Source organism: Pseudomonas sp. EggHat1 (assembly GCF_014892995.1).
Classification (GTDB): Bacteria; Pseudomonadota; Gammaproteobacteria; order Pseudomonadales; family Pseudomonadaceae; genus Aquipseudomonas; species Aquipseudomonas chaetocerotis.
The window spans coordinates 269,437-292,746 of the sequence record NZ_JACKQK010000007.1; the positions used below are offsets into that span (position 1 = coordinate 269,437).

At 63.2% G+C, this 23,310-nt stretch carries 22 protein-coding genes; 14 read left to right on the forward strand and 8 right to left on the reverse strand.

The features are described from left to right. Positions 1-106 precede the first annotated feature (106 nt). From INS93_RS13825 to trpC, 12 genes are all read left to right on the forward strand, one after another. Positions 107-1,354, forward strand: a complete 1,248-nt coding sequence (locus INS93_RS13825) for an ABC transporter permease (RefSeq protein ID WP_192982897.1) — start codon at positions 107-109, stop codon at positions 1,352-1,354. Positions 1,355-1,557: 203 nt separating this feature from the next. Then, positions 1,558-2,385, forward strand: coding sequence for an ABC transporter permease (locus INS93_RS13830; RefSeq protein ID WP_160019915.1), 828 nt, complete (start codon positions 1,558-1,560; stop codon positions 2,383-2,385). A gap of 104 nt (positions 2,386-2,489) precedes the next feature. After that, positions 2,490-3,860 carry a sigma-54 interaction domain-containing protein gene (locus tag INS93_RS13835; RefSeq protein ID WP_192982900.1) on the forward strand — a complete coding sequence of 457 codons (1,371 nt, stop codon included), beginning with the start codon at positions 2,490-2,492 and terminating at the stop codon, positions 3,858-3,860. A 177-nt stretch (positions 3,861-4,037) separates the two neighbouring features. Then, on the forward strand, positions 4,038-5,186 hold the full coding sequence (locus INS93_RS13840; protein ID WP_192982903.1) for an iron-containing alcohol dehydrogenase: 1,149 nt from the start codon (positions 4,038-4,040) through the stop codon (positions 5,184-5,186). Between the two features lie 77 nt (positions 5,187-5,263). Next, positions 5,264-6,643, forward strand: a complete 1,380-nt coding sequence (locus INS93_RS13845; protein ID WP_192982906.1) for a hypothetical protein — start codon at positions 5,264-5,266, stop codon at positions 6,641-6,643. Positions 6,644-6,705: 62 nt separating this feature from the next. Beyond that, complete coding sequence (gene gabD / locus INS93_RS13850; protein WP_192982908.1) at positions 6,706-8,166, forward strand: NADP-dependent succinate-semialdehyde dehydrogenase; 1,461 nt, start codon at positions 6,706-6,708, stop codon at positions 8,164-8,166. A gap of 208 nt (positions 8,167-8,374) precedes the next feature. Next, entirely contained in the window at positions 8,375-9,049 is a 675-nt protein-coding gene (rpe, locus tag INS93_RS13855) for a ribulose-phosphate 3-epimerase (RefSeq protein WP_192982911.1), read from the forward strand. Next, positions 9,046-9,726 (forward strand): phosphoglycolate phosphatase, encoded by a 681-nt coding sequence (locus INS93_RS13860; RefSeq protein WP_192982913.1) that lies wholly within the window; start codon positions 9,046-9,048, stop codon positions 9,724-9,726. The genes rpe and INS93_RS13860 overlap by 4 nt, the downstream gene beginning before the upstream one ends. 375 nt (positions 9,727-10,101) lie before the next feature. Continuing rightward, on the forward strand, positions 10,102-11,592 hold the full coding sequence (trpE, locus tag INS93_RS13870) for an anthranilate synthase component I (protein WP_192982916.1): 1,491 nt from the start codon (positions 10,102-10,104) through the stop codon (positions 11,590-11,592). A gap of 13 nt (positions 11,593-11,605) precedes the next feature. Further along, the gene (locus INS93_RS13875; protein WP_021488787.1) at positions 11,606-12,202 is read left to right on the forward strand and encodes an aminodeoxychorismate/anthranilate synthase component II; all 597 of its coding nucleotides are present in this window, start codon (positions 11,606-11,608) and stop codon (positions 12,200-12,202) included. Further along, positions 12,199-13,245, forward strand: coding sequence for an anthranilate phosphoribosyltransferase (gene trpD, locus INS93_RS13880; protein WP_192982919.1), 1,047 nt, complete (start codon positions 12,199-12,201; stop codon positions 13,243-13,245). Before INS93_RS13875 ends, trpD begins: the two co-directional genes overlap by 4 nt. Further along, a complete protein-coding gene (gene trpC / locus INS93_RS13885) occupies positions 13,242-14,081 on the forward strand; it encodes an indole-3-glycerol phosphate synthase TrpC (protein WP_160019907.1) in 840 nt (279 codons plus the stop codon). The genes trpD and trpC overlap by 4 nt, the downstream gene beginning before the upstream one ends. A 49-nt stretch (positions 14,082-14,130) precedes the next feature. On the opposite strand, the gene crp is transcribed toward trpC, so the two are convergent. Then, entirely contained in the window at positions 14,131-14,775 is a 645-nt protein-coding gene (gene crp, locus INS93_RS13890; RefSeq protein WP_017675648.1) for a cAMP-activated global transcriptional regulator CRP, read from the reverse strand. Positions 14,776-15,009: 234 nt separating this feature from the next. Between crp and INS93_RS13895 the strand changes: the two genes are divergently transcribed. Beyond that, positions 15,010-15,432, forward strand: a complete 423-nt coding sequence (locus INS93_RS13895) for an OsmC family protein (protein ID WP_092377968.1) — start codon at positions 15,010-15,012, stop codon at positions 15,430-15,432. 48 nt (positions 15,433-15,480) lie between these two features. On the opposite strand, the gene coq7 is transcribed toward INS93_RS13895, so the two are convergent. Then, on the reverse strand, positions 15,481-16,128 hold the full coding sequence (coq7, locus tag INS93_RS13900; protein ID WP_192982921.1) for a 2-polyprenyl-3-methyl-6-methoxy-1,4-benzoquinone monooxygenase: 648 nt from the start codon (positions 16,126-16,128) through the stop codon (positions 15,481-15,483). Positions 16,129-16,189: 61 nt separating this feature from the next. After that, complete coding sequence (locus INS93_RS13905; RefSeq protein WP_192982924.1) at positions 16,190-17,017, reverse strand: formylglycine-generating enzyme family protein; 828 nt, start codon at positions 17,015-17,017, stop codon at positions 16,190-16,192. 123 nt (positions 17,018-17,140) lie between these two features. Between INS93_RS13905 and INS93_RS13910 the strand changes: the two genes are divergently transcribed. Beyond that, the gene (locus INS93_RS13910) at positions 17,141-18,622 is read left to right on the forward strand and encodes an AAA family ATPase (RefSeq protein WP_160020208.1); all 1,482 of its coding nucleotides are present in this window, start codon (positions 17,141-17,143) and stop codon (positions 18,620-18,622) included. A gap of 8 nt (positions 18,623-18,630) precedes the next feature. Here INS93_RS13910 and INS93_RS13915 read toward each other — a convergent pair whose 3' ends face one another. The 5 genes from INS93_RS13915 to hemJ all read right to left on the reverse strand — a co-directional run bounded on the left by INS93_RS13915 (position 18,631) and on the right by hemJ (position 23,178). Further along, positions 18,631-19,419: an SDR family NAD(P)-dependent oxidoreductase gene (locus tag INS93_RS13915; protein WP_192982927.1), complete on the reverse strand. Its 789-nt coding sequence runs from the start codon at positions 19,417-19,419 to the stop codon at positions 18,631-18,633. Positions 19,420-19,428: 9 nt separating this feature from the next. Next, positions 19,429-20,391: a DUF805 domain-containing protein gene (locus INS93_RS13920; protein ID WP_192982930.1), complete on the reverse strand. Its 963-nt coding sequence runs from the start codon at positions 20,389-20,391 to the stop codon at positions 19,429-19,431. A 126-nt stretch (positions 20,392-20,517) separates the two neighbouring features. Beyond that, positions 20,518-21,780: an alanine racemase gene (locus INS93_RS13925; RefSeq protein ID WP_192982932.1), complete on the reverse strand. Its 1,263-nt coding sequence runs from the start codon at positions 21,778-21,780 to the stop codon at positions 20,518-20,520. Beyond that, positions 21,777-22,739 (reverse strand): NAD(P)H-dependent flavin oxidoreductase, encoded by a 963-nt coding sequence (locus tag INS93_RS13930; protein WP_192982934.1) that lies wholly within the window; start codon positions 22,737-22,739, stop codon positions 21,777-21,779. The genes INS93_RS13925 and INS93_RS13930 overlap by 4 nt, the downstream gene beginning before the upstream one ends. A gap of 10 nt (positions 22,740-22,749) precedes the next feature. Beyond that, the gene (gene hemJ, locus INS93_RS13935; RefSeq protein WP_192982937.1) at positions 22,750-23,178 is read right to left on the reverse strand and encodes a protoporphyrinogen oxidase HemJ; all 429 of its coding nucleotides are present in this window, start codon (positions 23,176-23,178) and stop codon (positions 22,750-22,752) included. Positions 23,179-23,310 lie beyond the last annotated feature (132 nt).

The window sequence follows — 23,310 nt, forward strand, 5'->3', positions numbered from 1 at the left end:
AGAAGGTGGCGCATAGCGCCGGATGAGGGGCGGAGCTGCCCAAATGATGTGTGTCGTATCCCCGAATTTCTGCCGCCTGGTGCGGCCTTAGCTTGCGGAGTTGTCCATGGCCGCCGTACTGCCTGCCAACGATTTGCCTGGGCCGAGCCTGAAGCAGCGTCTGGCTCGTGCCGAGCGTTTCAATCGCCTGAAATCCAAGGCGCTGATCCTGCCGCTGTTGCTGTTTCTCCTGCTGACCTTCCTGCTGCCCATCGGCGCGCTGCTGATGCGCAGCGTGGACAACCCTGAGGTGGTCGGCAGCCTGTCGCGTACCGTCGAGGCGATTGCCGGATGGGATGGCCGTGGTCTGCCAGATGAATCGGTATACCGGGCGATTGCCGACGATATGCTCGAGGCGCGGCGCAACCAGAGCCTGGGCGATCTGTCCAAGCGCCTGAACATGGAGCTGGCGGGCTTCCGTAGCCTGGTCAGCAGTACCGCTCGCAAGTTGCCGCTGCGCGAGGAACCAGCGTCCTACCAGGAAGCCTTTCTCGACATGGACGAGCGCTGGGGCGATCCCGCCTACTGGCAGGTGATACGCCGCAATGCTTCGTCGGTGACGCCCTACTATTTGCTGGCCGCGCTCGATCACCGCATCGACGACCTTGGCGAACTGGCCAAGGCCACACCGGATCAGGCCATCTATCTGGACATCTTCGCCCGCACCTTCTGGATGAGCCTGGTGATCACCGCCATCTGCCTGGTGCTGGCCTATCCGTTGGCCTACCTGTTGGCCAACCTGCCGACCCGCCAGGGCAACCTGCTGATGATTCTGGTACTGCTACCGTTCTGGACCTCGATTCTGGTGCGGGTGGCGGCCTGGATCGTGTTGCTGCAGTCGGGTGGGCTGATCAACAGCGCGCTGATATCGCTGGGCATCATCGAGCAACCGCTGCAACTGGTGTTCAACCGTAGCGGCGTGTACGTGGCCATGGTTCACATCATGCTGCCGTTCATGATCCTGCCGATCTACAGCGTGATGAAGGGCATCTCGCCCAGCTACATGCGTGCGGCGGTGTCGCTCGGTTGCCACCCGTTCGCCAGTTTCTGGCGGGTGTACTTCCCGCAGACCCTGGCCGGTGTCGGCGCCGGTTGCCTGCTGGTGTTCATCCTGTCGATTGGCTACTACATCACCCCGGCGCTGCTGGGCAGCCCGAACGACCAGATGATCAGCTACTTCGTCGCCTTCTACACCAACACCACCATCAACTGGGGCATGGCCACGGCCCTTGGCGGCCTGCTGCTGGCGGCGACCCTGGTGCTTTATGTGGTGTACAGCTGGCTGGTTGGTGCGAGCAAGCTGAGGCTTGGCTAAAAAACGGTCTGCGTAGCAGGCCATCTGATGACCCTCTCCCGCTTGCGGGAGAGGGTGCCCGAAGGGCGGGAGAGGGTGCTTGTTTCAGCACCACTGCTTCTCGGTAACCGAACTTGGGAGGAGGGCACAAGAAGAGCGCCCTCTCCCCAACCCCTCTCCCGCAAGCGGGTGAGGGGAGCTAAACGCTAAATGGAGTCACAGCCATGCTCAGCCCCTACATGTCACCCGTCGAGCGCCTCTGGTATTACGGCCTGCGCATTCTCTGCGGCCTGGTGCTGCTGTTTCTGATCCTGCCGGTGCTGGTGATCGTGCCGCTGTCGTTCAACTCCGGCACCTTTCTGGTCTACCCGCTGCAGGGCTTCTCGCTGCGCTGGTACGAGGACTTCTTCATGTCCGCCGACTGGATGCGCTCGCTGAAGAACAGCCTGATCATCGCCCCGGCCGCGACCATGCTGGCCATGGTCTTCGGTACCCTGGCGGCCATCGGCCTGACCCGTGGCGAGTTTCGCGGCAAGGCGCTGGTGATGAGCCTGCTGATCTCGCCGATGATCGTGCCGGTGGTGATCATCGGCGTGGCCAGCTACCTGTTCTTCGCGCCGCTGGGCATGGGCAACAGCTACCTGTCGCTGATCCTGGTGCATGCCGTGCTCGGCGTGCCGTTCGTGATCATCACCGTGTCGGCCACCCTGCAGGGCTTCAACCACAACCTGGTGCGCGCCGCCGCCAGTCTCGGCGCCTCGCCACTGACGGCGTTTCGCCGGGTGACCCTGCCGCTGATCGCTCCGGGCGTGATCTCCGGCGCGCTGTTCGCCTTCGCCACCTCCTTCGACGAAGTGGTGGTGACCCTGTTCCTCGCTGGCCCCGAGCAGGCTACCCTGCCGCGGCAGATGTTCAGCGGCATCCGCGAGAACCTGTCGCCAACCATCGCTGCCGCGGCGACCCTGCTGATCGGCTTCTCGGTGTTGCTGCTGCTGACTCTGGAGTGGTTGCGTGGGCGTAGCGAGAAGCTACGCACTTCGATGCCGGAATAGATCGCCGCAGTTGTATGTTCAGGGCCTCGCTGGGAAACCGGCGGGGCCTTGCTCGTTTCCGGGCGTAGAATGTGCAGTTTCTCCTGTCCCAACAAGGCGGCCAGATGGACTTCGATGATCCCGGTTTTCGTGAGCTGATCGACGCGTTGCATGACGGCGTCTACATCACCGACGCCGATGGCATCACCCTCAAGGTCAACAGTGCTTATGAGCGCCTGACCGGGCTGCGTGCCGAGGACGTCGTCGGCCAGCACATGCAGGCGCTGGTAGAGCAGGGCGTGATCTCGCAGTCGGTGTCCCTGCGTGTGCTCAAGGAAGGCAAGGCGCTGTCACTGATGCAGAGCGTCAGCCAGGGCAAGCGTCTGCTGGTCAGCGGTACGCCGATCTTCGCCGGTGATGGACGCGTGCGCTACGTGGTCAGTACCGTGCGCGACATGACCGAGCTGCTGCGCATGAAGCACGAGCGCGACGAGCTGCAGCAGCTGAAGCAGTTACGCAGCAGCACGGCCAGGCTGCATGCCGGGCAGCGTGACGATCTGCTCGATGCCTCCCCGGTTGCTGACAAGCCCGCTTCCGGGCGCGTCTTCATGCAGGCGCGGCAGGTCGCGGCCAGCGACGTGAAGGTGCTGCTGCAGGGGGAGACCGGCGTTGGCAAGACCCTGATCGCCCAGTACATCCACAAGAGCAGCCCGCGCGCAGCGCAGCCGTTCCTGGCGCTGAACTGCGGTGCGCTGCCGGAGAACCTGATCGAGGCCGAGTTGTTCGGCTATGTGCCGGGCGCGTTCACCGGCGCCGGCAGCAAGGGCAAGCGCGGTCTGCTGGAGCTGGCGCACCAGGGCACGGTTTTTCTCGATGAGATCGGCGATCTGCCGCTGCCGCTGCAGGTCAAGCTGCTCAAGGTGATCGAGGAGAGTCGCTTTATTCCGGTCGGTGGCCTGGAGTTGAAGGAGGTGGACGTGCGCATCATCACCGCCACCCACCACGACCTGCGTACGATGGTCGCCGAGGGGCGTTTTCGCGCCGACCTCTACTACCGGCTCAACGTCGTGCCGATCCACATTCCGGCCTTGCGCGAGCGCCCCGAGGAAATTCAGCCGCTGCTGGATTTTTACCTGGCCGAATTCAACCAGCGTTATGGCCGAGCGCTGAGCTGGGAACTCGAAGCGCTCGATGCACTGACCGACTACGCCTGGCCCGGCAACATCCGTGAGCTGATCAATCTGGTCGAGCGCCTGGTGGTCACTGCCAGCGGCGAGCGCATAGAGCTGTTCGACCTGCCGGAGGAGATGCGCATCGCCCGCAGCGCCGCAGGCGAAGACGACCTGCTGCCATTGCGCAAGCAGGTGGAGAACCTTGAGCGGCGCCTCATCCGCCGTGCGCTGATGCAGCACAAGACCACCCGAGAGGCAGCCAAGGTGCTTGGTCTGAGCCAGGCGACGCTGGTGCAGAAGATGAAACGCTGGGAACAGGGTTGATTGAAAAATGGATCGAATCACGGTCTTTTGATTGATTTTCTGATCAAGCGCAGCCCGTAGCGCGCTGTGACAAATCGACGCAAGCCTTCTACCACGCCGCTTTCGGCGAGCTGGCACAGGAATGGCTATGGCAAGCCCCAAACCCGCTCAGCACAACAACGCATAAGGGGCCTGCTGATGAACACTGCCGCATTCAAGATCGCCAACAAGCTGCTGACCGGCCAGGGTGCCGTGGAGCAACTGGCGCTCGAACTGCCTCGACTGAATATCACCAATCCGCTGATCGTCACCGACGCCATCCTGATCAAGTCCGGTACGGTCGAGCATGTCCTCAAGCAGCTCGGCGAACGCCGCTATGGCATCTTTGATGGTGTCGAGCCGGAGCCGGAGATCGCCATCGTCGAGGCCTGCGCCAAGGTCTATCGCGACGGCGGTCACGATGGTCTGATCGGTGTCGGCGGCGGCAGCGCCATCGATATCGCCAAGGCCGTGGCCGGTTACGTCGGTCATGACGGTGTATTGGAAGAGTTGTTCGGCGTCGATCAGATCAAACGTAAAGGGCCGCCGCTGATTGCCATCCCGACCACCGCCGGCACCGGCTCGGAAGTGACCAACGTGTCGATCCTCTCCGACAAGCAGGCCCAGCTGAAGAAGGGCATCGTCAGCGATTACCTGCTGCCCGACGTGGCCCTGGTCAGCCCGCTGATGACCCTGACCTGCCCGCGCGGCGTGACCGCTGCCAGCGGCGTCGATGCATTGGTGCACGCGGTGGAGTCCTATCTGTCGGTGAACGCCTCACCGATCACCGACGCCCTGGCCATTGGCGCGATCAAGCTGATCGCCAAGGCGCTGCCCAAGGCCTATGCCAACCCGGCGGATCTGGTCGCTCGCGAAGACATGGCGACCGCCAGCCTGATGGCCGGCATGGCCTTCGGTAATGCCGGCGTGGGCGCGGTGCATGCGCTGGCCTACCCGCTGGGCGGTCGCTTCAACATCGCTCATGGCGTCAGCAATGCCTTGCTGCTGCCCTACGTGATGGCCTGGAACAAGCTGGCCTGCGTCGAGCGCATGGCCGAGATCGCCGCTGCTCTCGGTGTGCAAACGCATGGCCTGAGCGACAAGGCCGCCGCCGACCTGGCCGTCGAGGCCATGGCCGAGCTGTGCGCCAGCGTCGACATTCCCAAGGGCATGCGCAGCTTCGGCGTGCCGGAAGACGCCATCCCGGCCATGGCCGAGGAAGCGGGCAAGATCGACCGCCTGATGCGCAACAATCCGCGGCGCCTGACGGCGGGCGACATCGAACAGATCTACCGCGCTGCCTACTGATTACCGCAACGAAGATGACAGGCCCCAGTGTGCTGGGGCCGGCTGAAATACAACTCTAATAAAGCTGGGTGACTCAAATGTCCGAACTGCATCAACAAGACCTTGGTGTGGAAGCCCCCTACTGGCCGGTGGGGCCATTCAAGGTGCGTCTGCCTTTCATTCATTACCGCTTCGAGATCTCCGACTACATGCAGGGCCTGCTCATGTGCGCGGTGGATCTGGCGGCGATTCCGCTGATGACCGAGTTCCTCGGCATGCCCTTCGAGGTGGCGCTGGCAGTGGTCATGCTCAATGGCCTGCTGTACCTGACCCACCACCTGCTGGGCGACCCGGTCGTTCCAGGCTGGATCACCCCGGCGATCCCACTGCTGATGGCCTACTGCAGCCAGTTCCCGGAGGGCCCGGAGCGGGTGCATGCGCTGATTGCCTTCCAGTTGATGCTCGGGGTGTTCTCGATAGGCCTGGGCATGACGGGCATGGCGCGTAAGGTGGTGTCCTTGGTGCCCTCGGCGCTCAAGGCCGGCATCATCATGGGCGCCGGCCTTAGCGCGGTGGTGACGGTATTCAAGGAAGGCGGTCGTTTCGATAGCTTCCCCTGGACCATTTCCATCGCCATCGGCATCGCCTTTTACCTGGTGTTTTCCATCCATTTTCAGGAGCTGAAGAAGCGCAACCGCTTCTGGTGGAATTTCGCCAAGCTGGGCATCTTCCCGATCATCCTGCTGGCGGTGATCGTCGCGCCGATTTTCGGCGAGGCACCCTGGCCCAGCATCGAGTGGGGCATCAGCCAGCCGGACTTCGTCACCCTGTGGAACGAATACACCGTGTTCGGCCTCGGCATGCCGCCACTGATGATGTTCGTCACCGCCATCCCCACCGTGTTCGCCGCCTATCTCGTGGTGTTCGGCGACGTGCTTGGCGCCAGGGCGATCCTCGGTGAAGCCGACCATGTACGGCGTGACGAGAAGGTCGACTTCAACCCTAACCGCTCGCACCTGATCTTCGGTGGGCGCAATGCCTTCATGAGCATATTCGGACCGGACGTGGCCATGTGTGGCCCGCAGTGGTCGGCCATGCAGGTGGTAATCACCGAGCGCTTCAAGGGTGGCGCCAAGGCGATGAAGTCGATCTACGGCGGGGTTGGCTCGTTCCGTTGGGGCACCAATACCGGTCTGCTGTTGTTGCCGGTGGTGACGCTGGTGCAGCCGATCCTCGGTGTTGCGCTGGCGCTGACTCTGCTGATCCAGGGCTACGTCAGCGTGCGCCTGGGCATCATGGAGGCGCGCAGCCAGCGTGACCTGGGTATCGCCGGGGTGATCGGTGCGGTGCTGGCGATCAAGGGCGCCGGCTGGGCCTTCGCCATCGGTGTTGGTCTGTGCGCGCTGATCTATGGGGCAAGGATGTTCCGTGGCGAGAACGACCAGACCTTCACCAAGGATCTGCCGCCCGCCGAGTGAGGCCTGTGCAATCCCCAATTCAGCCGAGGGGCGAACGCCTCCCTCGGCGGCAGGAGAAAATCATGCAACTGAACGATCCCGATCTGCTGCGCCATCAGGCCTATATCGATGGCCAATGGTGCGACGCCAGCAATGGCGATGTGACTGAAATCTTCAACCCTGCCAACGGCGAGTTGCTGGGCGTCGTGCCGAACATTGGCGGCGCGCAGACCCGTCAGGCCATCGAGGCGGCGCAGGCTGCCCAGCCCGCCTGGCGTGCGTTGACGGCCAAGGAGCGCGCGGCGCGGCTGCGCAAATGGTACGAGTTGATGCTGGCCAATCAGGAAGATCTGGCGCGGATCATGACGGCCGAGCAGGGTAAGCCGCTGACCGAGGCGCGCGGTGAGGTGCTTTACGCGGCATCTTTCATCGAATGGTTCGCCGAGGAAGCCAAACGCGTCTACGGCGACACCATTCCCGGCCATCAGCCGGATAAGCGTCTGATCGTGACCAAGGAGCCCATTGGCGTGGCGGCGGCTATCACACCGTGGAACTTCCCGGCGGCGATGATCACCCGCAAGGCCGGTCCGGCACTGGCCGCCGGCTGCGCCATGGTGCTCAAACCGGCGCCACAGACACCGTTCAGTGCGCTGGCGCTGGCTGTGCTGGCCGAGCGCGCGGGCATTCCGGCCGGGCTGTTCAGCGTACTGCCGGCAGATGCCGAGCGTTCCCGTGAAGTCGGCGCCGAGCTATGCGCCAACCCCATCGTGCGCAAGTTGTCGTTCACCGGCTCCACCGGCGTCGGCATCAAATTGATGGAGCAATGTGCACCGACGCTGAAGAAGCTCTCGTTGGAGCTTGGTGGCAATGCGCCGTTCATCGTCTTCGAGGATGCCGATCTCGATGCCGCGGTCGAAGGCGCGCTGGTGGCCAAGTACCGCAACGCCGGGCAGACCTGCGTCTGCGCCAATCGCTTGTATGTGCACGAGGCTGTCTACGACGCCTTTGCCGACAAGCTGGCCGCGGCCGTGGCCAAACTGCGGGTTGGCCCGGGTGATGAAGCAGACGTTGTAATTGGCCCGTTGATCGACGGCAATGCCGTGGCCAAGGTGCAGGCTCATCTGGCCGATGCGCTGGAGAAGGGCGCCAAGGTGCTGCAGGGCGGCAAGCCGCACGCGTTGGGCGGGCATTTCTTCGAGCCCACGGTCATCACTGGCGTCACCGCGGATATGCGTGTGGCCCGCGAAGAGACTTTTGGTCCGCTGGCGCCACTGTTCCGTTTCAGCGACGAAGCCGAGGTGGTGCGCCAAGCCAACGACACCGAGTTCGGCCTGGCCGGCTACTTCTATACCCGCGATCTGGGGCGCACCTTCCGTGTAGCCGAAGCGCTGGAGTACGGGATGGTCGGTATCAATACCGGGCTCATCTCCAACGAAGTGGCGCCATTTGGCGGTATGAAGGCGTCGGGGCTCGGCCGTGAAGGCTCCAAGTACGGCCTGGATGAGTATCTGGAGATCAAGTACCTCTGCCTAGGCGGTATCTGAGGCAGGCGGCTCACGGTGGGAGGGACTTCAGTGCGTGGGGTGGACAACGCGAAGCTTGTCCACCTTTTCTTCATGCTGCGTCGCAGCCGAACCATGGTGGACAAGCCTCCGGCATGTCGCACCCTACGCCAAGCTGGCTTCGGTCGATTGAAGACGTCACAGCCGTTACAATGCGCGCCACCGTGACCCAAGCACTCAGAGGTGCGCCATGCAACCCTTCGCCATCGCCCCGTCGATCCTTTCCGCCGACTTCGCCCGCCTGGGTGAGGAAGTGGACAACGTACTCGCCGCCGGGGCGGACATCGTCCACTTCGATGTCATGGACAACCACTACGTGCCCAACCTGACCATCGGCCCGATGGTCTGCTCGGCGCTGCGCAAGTACGGTATTACTGCGCCGATCGACGCACACCTGATGGTCAAGCCGGTGGATCGCATCATCGGTGACTTCATCGAGGCGGGCGCTTCCTACATCACTTTCCACCCGGAAGCCTCCGAGCATATCGACCGTTCCCTGCAGCTGATCAAGGCTGGCGGCGCCAAGGCCGGCCTGGTGTTCAACCCGGCCACCCCGCTGGACGTGCTCAAGTACGTGATGGACAAGGTCGACATGATCCTGCTGATGAGCGTCAACCCCGGTTTCGGCGGGCAGAAGTTCATCCCCGGCACCCTCGACAAGCTGCGTGAGGCCCGTGCGCTGATCGATGCCAGCGGCCGCGAGATCCGCCTGGAGATCGACGGCGGCGTCAACGTGCAGAACATTCGCGAGATCGCCGAGGCGGGCGCCGACACCTTCGTTGCTGGCTCGGCCATCTTCAACCAGCCGGACTACAAGGCCGTGATCGACGCCATGCGCGCCGAGCTGGCCCTGGTGCGTGGATGAAACCGCTGCGAGCGCTGTGCGGCGGCGAGCTGCCGCGCCTGGTGATGTTCGACCTGGACGGCACCCTGATCGACTCGGTGCCCGATCTGGCCGAGGCGGTCGACCGCATGCTGATCGAGCTGGGTCGCCCGCCGGCTGGCGTTGAAAAGGTGCGTGACTGGGTCGGCAACGGCGCGCGGGTGCTGGTGCGCCGCGCCCTGGCTGGTGGCCTGGATCACGCTGCAGTGGGCGAGGCCGAGACGGAAGAGGCGCTGGCGCGCTTTCTTGATATTTATGCCGACTGTCATCACCTGACCGCGTTGTATCCCGGCGTGCACGAGCTGCTCGAAGCGCTGAGCACGGCGGCCGTCGAGCTCGCCGTGGTGACCAACAAACCGGAGCGCTTCGTCGCGCCGTTGCTGGAGCAGGTCGGCCTGGGCGGCTATTTCCGCTGGATCATCGGCGGCGATACCCTGGCGCAGCAGAAACCCGACCCGGCTGCGCTGCTGCAGGTGATGCGCCTGGCCGGGGTCGAGGCGGCGCAATCGTTGTTCGTCGGCGACTCGCGCAATGACGTACTGGCCGCGCGCGCTGCCGCGGTGCCCTGCGTCGCCGTGAGTTACGGCTACAATCACGGCCGGCCGATTGCCGAGGAGCGGCCGAGTCTGGTGGTCGATAGCCTGGCCGAGTTGTTGTAGGGGCGGGGCAGCTCGCGCGTTATCGATCCACCGACATGACCTTGCCGGTGGACGGGTGAAGCGTCGTCCACCCTACGGCTGAACAGCCTCTGTAGGAGCGGATTTATCCGCGATTTCATCGCCAATTTCGCGGATAAATCCGCTCATGAAAATCGATCGCCTTGCCCAGCTTGCAGCGTGTAGCGTGTAGCTGCTAACGTGGCCGCTCTTCTCATTCCCCCGCCTGTCGAGATCGCACCGTGGTGGTTAGCTGCAAACTCTGGATGAAAGTGATCAAGGCTCTGGCCCGTTGGCGCTGGCGCGCCTGATCTCGTCCTGCCGCCGCCGCGCGGCCCGTTTGCACCCGACCGTTTACCCCGAGCCATGAGGCTGATCATGACCCATGAAGAATTCCTGCGTTTAGCCGCTGAAGGCTACAACCGCATTCCGCTTGCCTGCGAAACCATCGCTGACTTCGACACCCCGCTGTCGATCTACCTGAAACTGGCCGATGCGCCCAATTCCTACCTGCTGGAGTCTGTGCAGGGCGGCGAAAAGTGGGGCCGCTACTCGATCATCGGCCTGCCGGCGCGCACCGTGCTGCGTGTGCACGGTCATGAGGTGGTGATCACCACCGACGGCGTCGAGGTCGAGCGTCATGAGTGCGCCGATCCGCTGGCCTTCGTCGAGCAGTTCAAGGCCCGCTACCGGGTGCCGACCATCGCCGGGCTGCCGCGTTTCAATGGTGGCCTGGTCGGTTACTTCGCCTATGACAGCGTGCGTTACGTCGAGCCCAAGCTGGCTGCCGGGGTCAATCCAGATGCGCTGGGCACGCCGGACATCCTGCTCAACGTCTCCGATGCCGTGGTGGTGTTCGACAACCTGGCGGGCAAGATGCACGCCATCGTGCTGGCCGACCCGGCTGAGGCGCAGGCCTTCGAACGTGGCCAGGCGCAACTGCAGGAAATCCTGCACAAGTTGCGTCAGCCGTTCACCCCGCGTCTGGGGGTGGATCTGAACAAGCCTGCGGGCGAGGAGCCCGCGTTCCGCTCCAGCTTCAGTCGCGAGGATTACGAGCGCTCGGTCAGCGCCATCAAGGATTACATCCTGGCGGGCGACTGCATGCAGGTGGTGATTTCCCAGCGCATGTCGATTCCGTTCAAGGCGGCGCCCATCGACCTGTACCGCGCGCTGCGTTGCATCAATCCGACGCCTTACATGTACTTCTTCAACTTCGGCGATTTCCATGTGGTGGGTTCGTCGCCCGAGGTGCTGGTGCGTGTCGAGGACAACCTGGTCACCGTGCGGCCCATCGCCGGCACCCGCCCGCGTGGCGCCACCGAAGAGGCCGATCTGGCGCTGGAAGAAGACCTGCTGGCCGATGCCAAGGAAGTCGCCGAGCACCTGATGCTGATCGACCTGGGCCGCAACGACACCGGGCGCGTCTCGGAAATCGGTTCGGTGAAACTCACCGAGAAGATGGTCATCGAGCGTTATTCCAACGTCATGCACATCGTTTCCAACGTCACTGGCGAGCTGAAGAAGGGCCTGACTTCGATGGACGCGCTCCGGGCCATCCTGCCAGCCGGCACCCTGTCCGGTGCGCCGAAGATCCGCGCCATGGAAATCATCGACGAGCTGGAGCCGGTCAAGCGCGGCGTCTACGGCGGTGCGGTCGGTTACTACGCCTGGAACGGCAACATGGACACCGCGATTGCGATTCGCACGGCGGTGATCAAGGACTTTGAGCTGCACGTGCAGGCCGGCGCCGGCATCGTTGCCGACTCGGTGCCCGCGCTGGAGTGGGAAGAAACCCTGAACAAGCGCCGCGCCATGTTCCGTGCTGTCGCACTCGCCGAACAGACTGCCGTCCAGGCCCAGGAATAAGAGGAGCCGTACCATGCTTTTGATGATCGACAACTACGACTCCTTCACCTACAACGTCGTGCAGTACCTGGGCGAGCTGGGTGCCGACGTGCACGTGATCCGCAACGATGAACTGACCATCGCCGAGATCGAGGCTCTGCAGCCCGAGCGCATCGTCGTCTCGCCCGGCCCTTGCACGCCTACCGAGGCCGGTGTGTCCATCGAGTCCATCCTGCATTTCGCCGGCAAGCTGCCGATCCTGGGTGTTTGTCTCGGCCACCAGAGCATCGGCCAGGCCTACGGCGGTGACGTGGTGCGTGCGCGCCAGGTGATGCATGGCAAGACCAGCCCGGTATTCCATGAGGACAAGGGCGTGTTCGCCGGCCTCAACAACCCGCTCACCGTGACCCGCTATCATTCCCTGGTGGTCAAGCGTGAAACCCTGCCGGATTGCCTGGAAATCACCGCCTGGACCCAGCATGAAGACGGCTCGGTCGACGAGATCATGGGCCTGCGCCACAAGACTCTGAACATCGAGGGCGTGCAGTTCCATCCCGAATCCATCCTCACCGAGCAGGGTCACGAACTGTTCGCCAACTTCCTCAAGCAGACCGGAGGCGTGCGCGCATGAATATCAAGGAAGCTCTGGGCCGCATCGTCGCCCAGCTCGATCTGACCACCGAGGAAATGCAGGCGGTGATGCGCGAGATCATGACCGGCCAGTGCACCGACGCGCAGGTCGGCGCCTTCCTCATGGGCATGCGCATGAAGAGCGAGACCATCGACGAGATCGTCGGTGCCGCCAGCGTCATGCGTGAGCTGGCCGCACCCGTGGTCATCGATGCCGAGCGGCTGGTCGACACCTGCGGCACTGGTGGCGACGGCATGAACATTTTCAACGTCTCCACCGCTGCGGCCTTCGTCGTCGCGGCAGCCGGCGGCAAGGTGGCCAAGCACGGCAACCGCGCAGTCTCCGGCAAGAGTGGCAGCGCCGATCTGCTCGAAGCCGCCGGCGTCTACCTGGGGCTCAAGCCCGAGCAAGTGGCGCGCTGTGTCGAGAGCGTGGGCGTCGGTTTCATGTTCGCGCCGTCTCATCACGGGGCGATGAAGCACGCCATCGGCCCGCGCCGCGAGCTGGCGTTGCGTACCCTCTTCAACATGCTTGGCCCGATGACCAACCCGGCAGGTGCCAAGCATCAGGTCATCGGTGTATTCAGCCAGGCACTGTGCCGGCCGATGGCCGAAGTGCTGCAGCGCCTGGGTAGCGAGCACGTACTGGTGGTGCACGCGCAGGATGGGTTGGACGAAATCAGCCTGGCTGCACCGACCTTCATTGCCGAACTCAAGAACGGCGTGGTCAGCGAGTACCGCATCCAGCCCGAGGATTTCGGTATCAAGAGTCAGAGTCTGATCGGCCTGACCGTCGACAACGCCGAACAGTCGCTGGCGCTGATCCACGATGCCCTCGGCCGGCGCAAGACTGACAATGGCCAGAAGGCCGCCGACATGATCGTGCTCAACGCTGGCGCGGCGCTCTATGCTGCTGACCATGCCAGCAGTCTGCGCGAAGGTATGCAACTGGCGCATGACGCCCTGCACACCGGCCTGGCGCGCGAGAAGCTGGAAGAGCTGGTGTCCTTTACCGCAGTATTCAAACAGGAGAACGAAGGGTGAGCGTGCCAACCGTACTGGAGAAGATCGTCGCCCGTAAGTTCGAGGAAGTCGCGGCACGTCGCGCTCAGGTCAGCCTGGCCGAGATCGAGGCTGCTGCGCGCAGTGCCGACGCACCGCGTGGCTTCGCCCGCGCGCTGCTCGAGCAGGCGGCGCGCAAGCAACCGGCCGTGATCGCCGAGATCAAGAAGGCCTCGCCGAGCAAGGGCGTGCTGCGCGCCGACTTCGTACCGGCGGATATCGCCCGCAGCTACGAAGCGGGCGGCGCCACCTGCCTGTCGGTGTTGACCGATATCGATTTCTTCCAGGGCGCCGATCAGTACCTGCAGCAGGCGCGCACCGCCTGCGCGCTGCCGGTGATCCGCAAGGACTTCATGGTCGATCCGTACCAGATCGTCGAAGCGCGTGCACTGGGCGCCGACTGCGTGTTGTTGATCGTGTCCTGTCTGGATGACGTACGCATGGCCGAGCTGGCCTCGGTGGCCAAGGACGTCGGTCTCGACGTGCTGGTCGAGGTGCATGACGGCGACGAACTGGAGCGTGCGTTGAAGACGTTGGATACGCCACTGGTGGGTATCAACAATCGCAACCTGCACACCTTCGATGTCAGCCTGGAAACCACCCTCGACCTGCTGCCGCGTATTCCGCGTGATCGTCTGGTGGTGACCGAAAGCGGCATTCTCAATCGCGCCGATGTCGAGCTTATGGAGATCAACCAGGTTTATGCCTTCCTGGTCGGTGAAGCCTTCATGCGTGCGGAAAGTCCGGGTAGCGAATTGCAGCGCTTGTTCTTTCCCGAACGCGGCCGGCCGGCTGTCATCGGCAACGATCCTGAGTAAGACGCATAAAAAAGCCGGCAATCAAGCCGGCTTTTTTATGGAGGCTGGTTCAGCGCGTGCCGAAGACCACCATGGTCTTGCCTTTGACGTGTACCAGGCCCTGTTCTTCCAGCGACTTGAGTACCCGACCGACCATCTCGCGGGAGCAGCCGACGATGCGGCCGATTTCCTGACGGGTGATCTTGATTTGCATGCCATCCGGATGGGTCATCGCATCCGGCTGCTTGCACAGGTCAAGCAGGGTGCGCGCAACACGGCCAGTGACATCAAGGAAGGCCAGGTCGCCGACCTTGCGCGTGGTATTGCGCAGACGCTCGGCCATCTGGCTACCGAGGGCGAAGAGGATTTCGGGGTCTTGCTGGGTCAGTTCGCGGAACTTGGCGTAGCTGATTTCCGCTACTTCGCATTCGGTCTTGGCGCGAACCCAGGCGCTGCGTTCCTTCTCTGAGCCATCCTTTTCGAACAGGCCCATCTCGCCGAAAAAGTCGCCAGAGTTGAGATAGGCGATGATCATTTCACGGCCATCGTCATCCTCGATCAGGATGGTGACCGAGCCCTTGACGATGAAGAACAGGGTTTCGCAGCGATCACCTGCGTAGATGATGGTGCTTTTGGCTGTGTAACGACGGCGATGACAATGTGCGAGAAGCTTGTCGAGGTTCTTGATCTTTGGTGTAAGGGTAATAGCAACCATGCCCGAGTCCCGAATATGAAAAGTGAAGGCCTTTGTCCAACGGCAATTTCTTATTTGTTATCCGGCCAAGTGTGACAGCATTCCGACGCCAGCTTAACAGACATACTATGACCAAGGAGTTTTTTGCGACTTGGGTAACGTTACGGCGTGGAACTTTCGCGCATTCGGCGCACATCGGATTGCAGCCTGCCTGTGCTAATCTGCCGAACTTTTCCACTCTGGGAGCCAATATCGATGAAAGCGCGTGTGCAATGGGCCGGTGAAGCTCTGTTCCTCGGCGAGTCCGGTAGTGGCCATGCCGTGGTGATGGACGGTCCGCCCGATGCGGGTGGTCGTAACCTCGGTGTTCGGCCGATGGAGATGCTGCTGATCGGCCTCGGTGGCTGCAGCAACTTCGATGTGGTCAGCATTCTGCGCAAGGGCCGCCAGCCGGTAGAAAGCTGCGAGGTGTTCCTCGACGCCGAGCGCGCAGACGAGGAGCCCAAGGTGTTCACCAAGATCCACCTGCACTTCGTGGTCAAGGGCCGTGGGCTGAAAGAGGCTCAGGTGAAGCGGGCGGTGGAGCTGTCGGCGGAGAAGTACTGCTCGGCCTCGATCATGCTGGGTCGTGCCGGTGTGGATATCAGCCACGATTACGAAATCGTCGAACTGGGCTGAATCCATGTGAGCAAGTAACGAGGGCGCCGATTGGCGCCCTCGTTCGTTTCAGATGCGGTAGGTGCTCTTGGTCATGACCTTCGACAGTAACGTCATGCCGAACTTGATTGGCGCCGGGAAGCGCACACCGCCTGCCGCCATGGCGCTGTTGGCGTGCTGCTGTTCGTCGATGCGCATCTGTTCGAGGATGGCGCGTGACTTGGTGTCGTGCTCGGGCAGTTGCTCCAGGTGCTCGTCCAGATGCTTGCACACCTGATCTTCTGTGGCGGCGACGAAGCCCAGGCTGACGCGATCACTGACCAGTCCGGCAACGGCGCCAACGCCGAAGGACATACCGTAGAACAGCGGGTTGAGTACACTGGGGTGGCTGCCCAGCTCACGAATGCGCTGTTCGCACCAGGCCAGGTGGTCGATTTCCTCATCAGCCGCATGCTCCATGGCGCTGCGCACTTCCGGGAGTTTGGCGGTCAGCGCCTGGCCCTGATAGAGCGCCTGGGCGCACACTTCTCCGGTGTGATTGATGCGCATCAGGCCGGCGACGTGGCGCGACTCCTCGCTGCTCAGCTCGGTCTCGTTCTGCACGATGGCAGGCGATGGGCGACCCGGCGCACCGCTGAATGGCAGCAGTGTGCGCAGCGCGGCATCGGCTTGCAGCAGCAGGCGGTCGACGGGGGAATACTGACGTTCGCTGGCCATGGGGCACCTCCAGAGGTAACAACCGGGCTAGTTTACTGCAAAGTCGCCAGGTCGTCCGCGCTCAGGGTAGCTCGCGCAGCACGCGAAACCCCAGCGCATAGTCGCGATGATGCGGCTGCTTGAGATCGCGCATGCTGCTGCGCAGGTAGACCGGACCGCTGTTCCAGGCGCCGCCGCGCACTACGCGCGGGCTGTTGTCGAGCTGGCCAGCGCTCTGGGTTTCGCTGCCGTCGAAGCGTTGGGTGAAGTTCGAGGCCGTCCACTCCCAGACATTGCCCGCCATGTCGTGCAGGCCGAAGGCATTGGCTGGGAACTGACCGACGGCCGCCGTCTTGTTGCGCAGCAGGCGTGAGCTGGCGCAACCGCGGCAATGAGCGCGGGGTGCCTGTTCATCGCTGTCGAATTCGTCGCCCCACCAGTAGTAGCTCTGGCTGCCGCCGCGTGCCGCATATTCCCATTCGGCTTCGGTAGGCAGGCGATAACGCGCGCCTGTCTCGCGTGACAGCCACTGGACATAGGCGTGAGCGTCACGCCAGGACACATGAATCACCGGACGCTGCGCCGAAAGGCCCCAGCCCTCGTTGTCAGGCATGGGCAGCCCGTTGGCGTCGGCATACTTCTGCCAGTCGGCGAAGGTGACTTCGTAGCGGCCGATGGCGAAGGCTTGATCGAACGCAATCGATCGTTGCGGGCGCTCGTTGTCATTACCGCGACCGCTGGCATCGCCAATGCGGAACTCGCCAGCCGGAATCACCACCATTTCGGGGCCCTGAGCGCCGCCGGGCAACGGATCGCTGATGGTTTCGATAGCGGCGGCCGGCAGGTTAACCAGCAGGCAGGCGGCGCTGGCCATGAATACTGTGATGCGACGCGCTTTCAGCACTTGCACGGGGTGATGCCTCCGGCGACGATCTGCGTGTTCAGGCGGTCCATGCTGTAAGTTCTCGATTCTGTGAAACCGCGGATGGTAACCCTGCGTGCCTGGCTGGCCAAATCTCACAAGGAGTCGGTGTTGAAGAACGATATTCATGATCTTGGGCTGGTGCTGGATTCCAAGGTCAAGCTGGTGGTGATCGAGTCCTGGGACGAGCTGCGCGTGCTGGAAACCCTGACAGGTTTGGCGATCAAGCGCGGTCTCGGCCTGCACACCTGGTCGGTGACCGAGGGCCTGCAGCGTCTTGGTTTCGGCGGCGCAGCGGTGGACGAGTCTGCGACCCTCGAGCCCGAGGCGGCTCTGCGCATGATCAAGGCCGATCTGCAGCCGAACCTCTACGTGATGTGCGACCTGCATCCCTTCCTCGATGACAACCCCAGGCTGGTGCGCTTGCTCAAGGAAATCGCCATGAGCGAGGCCGCACACAAGCCGACGCTGGTGCTGGTGTCGCATGCGCTCAAGCTGCCTGCCGAAGTGCAGCGTTTCGCGGCACGCTTCAGTCTCGCGCTGCCGTCGGAAGACGAACTGCTGAGCATCGTGCGTGACGAGGCGACGCGTTGGAGTGAAGGCAATCGCGGCGCACGCGTGCGCACCGACAACCGCACCTTGCAGCAGGTGGTGAAGAACCTGCGCGGCCTCAGTCATGCCGAGGCACGCGCGCTGGCGCGCAACGTGATCTGCGATGACGGCGCAATCACCCAGGAAGACATCCCGGAGCTGAACAAGACCAAGTTCCAGTTGCTGGATCTGGAGGGCGTGCTCAGCTTCGAATACGACACCGCGCGCTTCGCCGAAGTCGGCGGGTTGGTCAACCTCAAACGCTGGCTGGCCGAACGTCAGGCCGGCTTTCTCGAAGGCAAGCTCCTTGATGCGCCGAAAGGCGTGATGCTGGTCGGCGTACAGGGCGGTGGCAAGAGCCTGGCGGCCAAGGCCGTTGCCGGACTCTGGGGCTTGCCGCTGCTGCGCCTGGATTTTGCCTGCCTGTACAACAAGTTCTTTGGCGAGACCGAGCGTAATCTGCGTGAGGCGCTACGTCTGGCCGAACAGATGGCGCCCTGTGTGCTGTGGATGGACGAGGTGGAGAAGGGCTTGGCCAGTGGCGACCACGACGGAGGCGTGAGCCAGCGTGTGCTCGGCACCCTGCTGACCTGGATGGCCGAGCGCAAGGCACCGGTGTTTGTGGTGGCCACGGCCAATGCCATCGACCGTCTGCCGCCGGAACTGGTACGCAAGGGGCGCTTCGACGAGTTGTTCTTCGTCGACCTGCCCAGTGCCGAGGTTCGTGCCGACATCTTCCGTATCCACCTGCAACGCCGTGAACTGGAGCCAGGCGGCTTCGATCTTGCGCAACTGGCTGCTGCCAGCGAGGGCTACTCTGGCGCCGAGATCGAGCAAGCAGTGGTCAGCGCGTTGTACGCAGGTCAGGCGCAGCAGCAGGCGGTCGATCAGGGTTTGCTGCTGCGTGCGCTGCAGAGCACGGCGCCGCTGTCGGTGGTAATGGCCGAGCGCTTGGCGGCGTTGCGGGAGTGGGCCGATGGGCGGACGGTCAATGCCGGCTGAGCACCTGGTCAGGCGCCGGTGAAGGGGCGGGTCAGGCGACCACTGAGTTTGCGTACCAGCCAGCGCGGGGCGAGGCGTGGACTCAGGGCCAGCAGGCGGTTGCGCCAGCCGGGAATGATGATGGCGCGATTCTTTTCCAGTGCGCGAACGGTGATCAGCGCCACTTCCTCGGCGCTCATCATCAGCTTGCTGCCGGCAATCCGCGTGACGTCCATCTGCGCCGCACGGAAAAAGGCGCTGCGGGTTGGGCCGGGGCAGAGTACTGACACACGCACGCCGCGGCTTCTCAGCTCTTCGCGCAAACCCTCGGAAAAGTTCAGTACATAAGCCTTGCTGGCGTAGTAGCTGCTCATCCAGGGGCCGGGCTGGAAGGCCGCGACCGAGGCGACGTTGAGAATCTGCCCGCTGCCGTGCTCGGCCATATGCTGACCGAGTGCGTGACACAAGCGGGTCAGTGCCAGCACGTTGACTTCCAGCTGCTCCAGCTCGCGACTCCAGTCCTGCTCCAGGAACGGACCGGCGCAGCCAAGGCCGGCGTTGTTCACCAGCAGATCGACATGCCACTGGCCTTCTTCCAGCTCCAGCAGCAGGCCGGACAATTGCAGCGGCTCGCTCAGGTCGCAGAGACGAAACAGCACGTCGACGCCGAAGCGCTGGGCCAACTCGCAGGCGATGCTTTCCAGGGCATCACGCCGGCGCGCCACCAGAATCAGATTGCGCCCACGGCGCGCCAGGGCCTCGGCCAAGGCCAGGCCAATGCCGCTGGACGCTCCGGTGATCAGTGCATAACTGCGCATGGTCGAGGGTTACTGCTCCTGAAACTCGGCAGCGCGCTCGACATAACCCTGGTACTGCGGAATGGCGATGGCGGCGACGATACCGGTCACTGGCACCAGCAGGAACAACCAGGCCAGTACCTTGACTGCGGTGCTGTTGGGGGGCGGTGGCGGGCCGTAGCGGTTGACGCCCTGAGTACCGGGGATGATCAACATCAGCAGGGCGAACACGCTGCCGAAGACCGGGATCAGGTGCACCAGCAGCAGCCAGCCGGACCAACCGATGTCATGCAGACGCTGCACGCCGATGAAGACGCCGATCACGACCGCAGCAATACTGACGATACCCAGCGCCAACATGGCCAGGGTCGAGGACATCGCGGCAATGCCGGTACCGATCAACATGATCGGGATGAAGCACAGCGTCATCGCCATCAGCCAGCCCAGGTAACGCACGCGGCCGATCCGGCCGCTGACGCCGAGGACCTTGAGCTCGGAGTACTGCGGCAACTGCTCGGCGACATTCGCCTGGGGTGGCGCATAGGGCGATGCAGTCGCTGCGACGGGAGCTGGGGCAGGAGCGGCTTCGGCCAGCTGTGCCTGGCGGGCGAGGTATTTGTCGATGATGATGCCGCAGGCAGAGCACTCGCTCGCCTTGGCTTGCTCATGGCCGCATTTGGGGCAGGTCATGTCCGAGGTAACGGCCTCCACAGCCTGCTCGGTTTCGGCTTCGGTCGGCACCAGGCTCAGGCTGGCGGCCTGATCCAGCTCCTTGCGCACCTTGGCGCCCGCCTTTTGCAGCGCGTTGAGGTACTGCTCCGCCTCGCCTTCGCCCAGATCACGCTTGAGCGCCACCGGCGCTCCGCTGAACAGACTGTCGATACGAGCAAGGTCGCTCTTGAACAGGCGGGCCAGGTTTGTCTTGACCATTTCCAACGATGCCTCGGGCATCAGTTGGCCGTCGAACACGATCTTGTAGCGCGGTTGATTCATGCGAGCTTCCTTGTCGGCGGGAAGTGGAGGTGAACGAAGCGTTCGTTGAGCAGCAGGCGAGGCATAAGCCTAGAGTGCCGCAAGGCCAATATACAAGCGGCCTGAAGCGTCGCTCATGGCTATTTTTCAGGCGTTGCCTATTGTGCTCCAGCGGCCGACCAGTTGGCCGCGGCGTAGTAGACGTATTTCGCTGAAATCGCCCAGCACACCTTCGCTGGTCGCAGGGCGCAGAAATACCCAATCGTTGCTCGTCAGTTGTGTGCCTTCACCACCGATCAGGCGCTCCTGATTGGCGCTACGGCCATAGAGTTCGTCGTAGTCGAGCCCGGCCGGCGAGACGGGCTGCGCCGGCCAACGACCGCCGTAGAGGTAGTAGGCGTTCTCTCGGTTGGGGTTCCAGGCGCTGATCAGGGGCTTGAGTGGTTGCAGGTAGGGCAGGGCGCCGTCGACCACCTTGAGTACGGGGCTGGCGATCCACAGGGCTGGCTGATGTTCCTCCAGCAGTGGCGTGTCGAACTCTGCGGGTTTGAGCAGGGCGGAACCGACGGAGACTTCACTGAGCGAAGTCTCCTGCTGGCTGTGCAGCAGGTAGGTCAGACTGCCTGCACCGTTGAGCAGCGGCTTTGCTGGCCAAAGATCGCTGAACCCCTGAGCGTTGCTGATGAATTGTCGATAACGCGCATCGGTCTCGCTGAATGCTCGCCGCTGACTCTGCCAGGGTGGGCTGTGCGCGACATGCGCGTCATAACCCATCAGCCCCTGTAGTTGCAGTGTCGGCTGCTGGCGAAGCTGCTGCAGTGCCTGAGCCAGCGCCTGCGGGGTGGCGAAACCGCCGCGTTCCAGGCCAACGTCGATTTCCAGTGCGATGCGCAGCGGTCGCCCCAGTGCCTTGGCCAGTTCGGCGTACTCCATCAGGCGCCGCTCGCTGTCGATCAGCCAGGTCACCTGGCGGTTGGGATCGAAATTCAGGTGGTGCGCAAGTTGGCGATAGAAGTTCAGGGCCGCAGCGACCGGCATGGGTTTGCCAAGCAGCAGGTCGGCCTGGGGAAAGCTCCTGGCCAGGCGATTCAGTTGCGGCTGATGAAAGACCATGAAACGCTGGGTCTGCAGACGCTTGGCCAGGTATTCCAACAGACCGGTGCTGGCCAACGACTTGGCGACCAGGCGCAGCTGGAGGCGGCTGCCTAGCCGTGCTGCCAGCAGGTCGGCGTTGGCGTCGAGCCGATCGAGATCGAGCAGCAGGATGGGGATGCCCTCGCCATCGCGCTGCAGTTGCCGGTTGAGTTCGGCGAAGTAGGCGTCATGCTCGCGACCATGATCGGCCGGGCGCAGCGCCCAGCCACCGAGCAGGCCGAGCGCGCCCAGCCCCAGCAGGTGGCGACGCTTCATTGCGGCCAGCGTTGCCCCAGCTGTTTGCTCCGTGTCAGTGCGGCGCGATATTCGTGGTCGAGTCGCGACACCAGCTCCTGCACCGACGGCAGATCGTCGATGCCGCCAACGCCCTGGCCGGCCGACCAGACCGTTTTCCAGGCCTTGGCTTCTTCATCCATCGGCTTGAGCTTCTCGCCGTAGTTGATATCGCCCTTGTTCTGCAGCTGTCTCAGGTCGTAGCCGGCCTGCTCCAGGCTCTGGCGCATGAAGCTGGCCGGTACACCGGATACGGCGGGTGTGTGAATGATGTCGGCGGCCCGAGCTTCGAGAATCATCGCCTTGTAATCGGCCGACGCATTATTCTCGGTCGTGGCGATGAAACGGGTGCCCATATAAGCCAGGTCGGCGCCGAGCAGCTGCGCGGCGAGAATTTCGTGGCCGTGATTGAGGCAGCCGGACAGCAGTACGGTCTTGTCGAAAAACTGACGAATCTCGGCCAGCAGGGCGAAGGGACTCCAGGTGCCGGCATGGCCGCCGGCGCCGGCGGCCACGGCGATCAGGCCATCCACGCCAGCCTCGGCAGCTTTCTCGGCATGGCGGCGAGTGGTCACGTCATGGAACACCAGGCCGCCATAGCTGTGCACGGCATCGACCACTTCCTTCACCGCGCCCAGACTGGTGATGACGATGGGTACGCGCCGCTCGACGCAGATGGCCAGATCCGCCTGCAGGCGCGGGTTGCTGTTATGCACGATCAAATTGACTGCGTAGGGTGCGGCGTTGCTCGCGAGGCTGGCTTCGATCTCGTCGAGCCAGGCGGCGAAACCGGCGCTCTCGCGCTGGTTCAGCGCCGGAAAGCTGCCGACGATGCCGCTGTTGCAGCAGGCACTGACCAGCGCCGGGTTGGACACCAGAAACATCGGCGCAGCGACCAGAGGCAGGCGCAGGCGTTGTTCGAGCAGGGCAGGCAGAGACATGGCGAACTCCTCAGAAGGGGCGGACGACAACCAGGATGACGATGCCCAGCAGGGCCAGCACCGGCGCTTCATTGAACCAACGATAGAACACGTGACTACGGCTGTTCTCGCCGCGGGCAAAGTGCTTGAGCTGAGCGCCGCACAGGTGGTGATAGATCACCAGGGCCACCACCAGCGTGAGCTTGGCGTGCATCCAGCCCTGCGTGAAGTAGTACGCCGAATTGAGGCTGAGCAACCAGATGCCCAGGCCCAGCGTGGCGATCATCGAGGGGATCATGATGCCGCGATACAGCTTGCGCTCCATGATGCAGAAACGTTCGTGACTGGCGGCGTCGCTGCTCATGGCGTGATAGACGAACAGACGCGGCAGGTAGAACAGGCCGGCGAACCAGCAGACCATGGCGATGATGTGCAGAGCCTTGAGCCAGAGATAGAGCATTTTCGCTTCCCGCGCTGAAAAATGGCCTCGATAGTAGAGGCAGCTGACGGTCTGCGTCACCTCCGCGGTTGGAGCTTGGCCGATGCGGCTTTATCATCGGCAACTTTCCAATGGCTTTTGCAAAGGGGCATG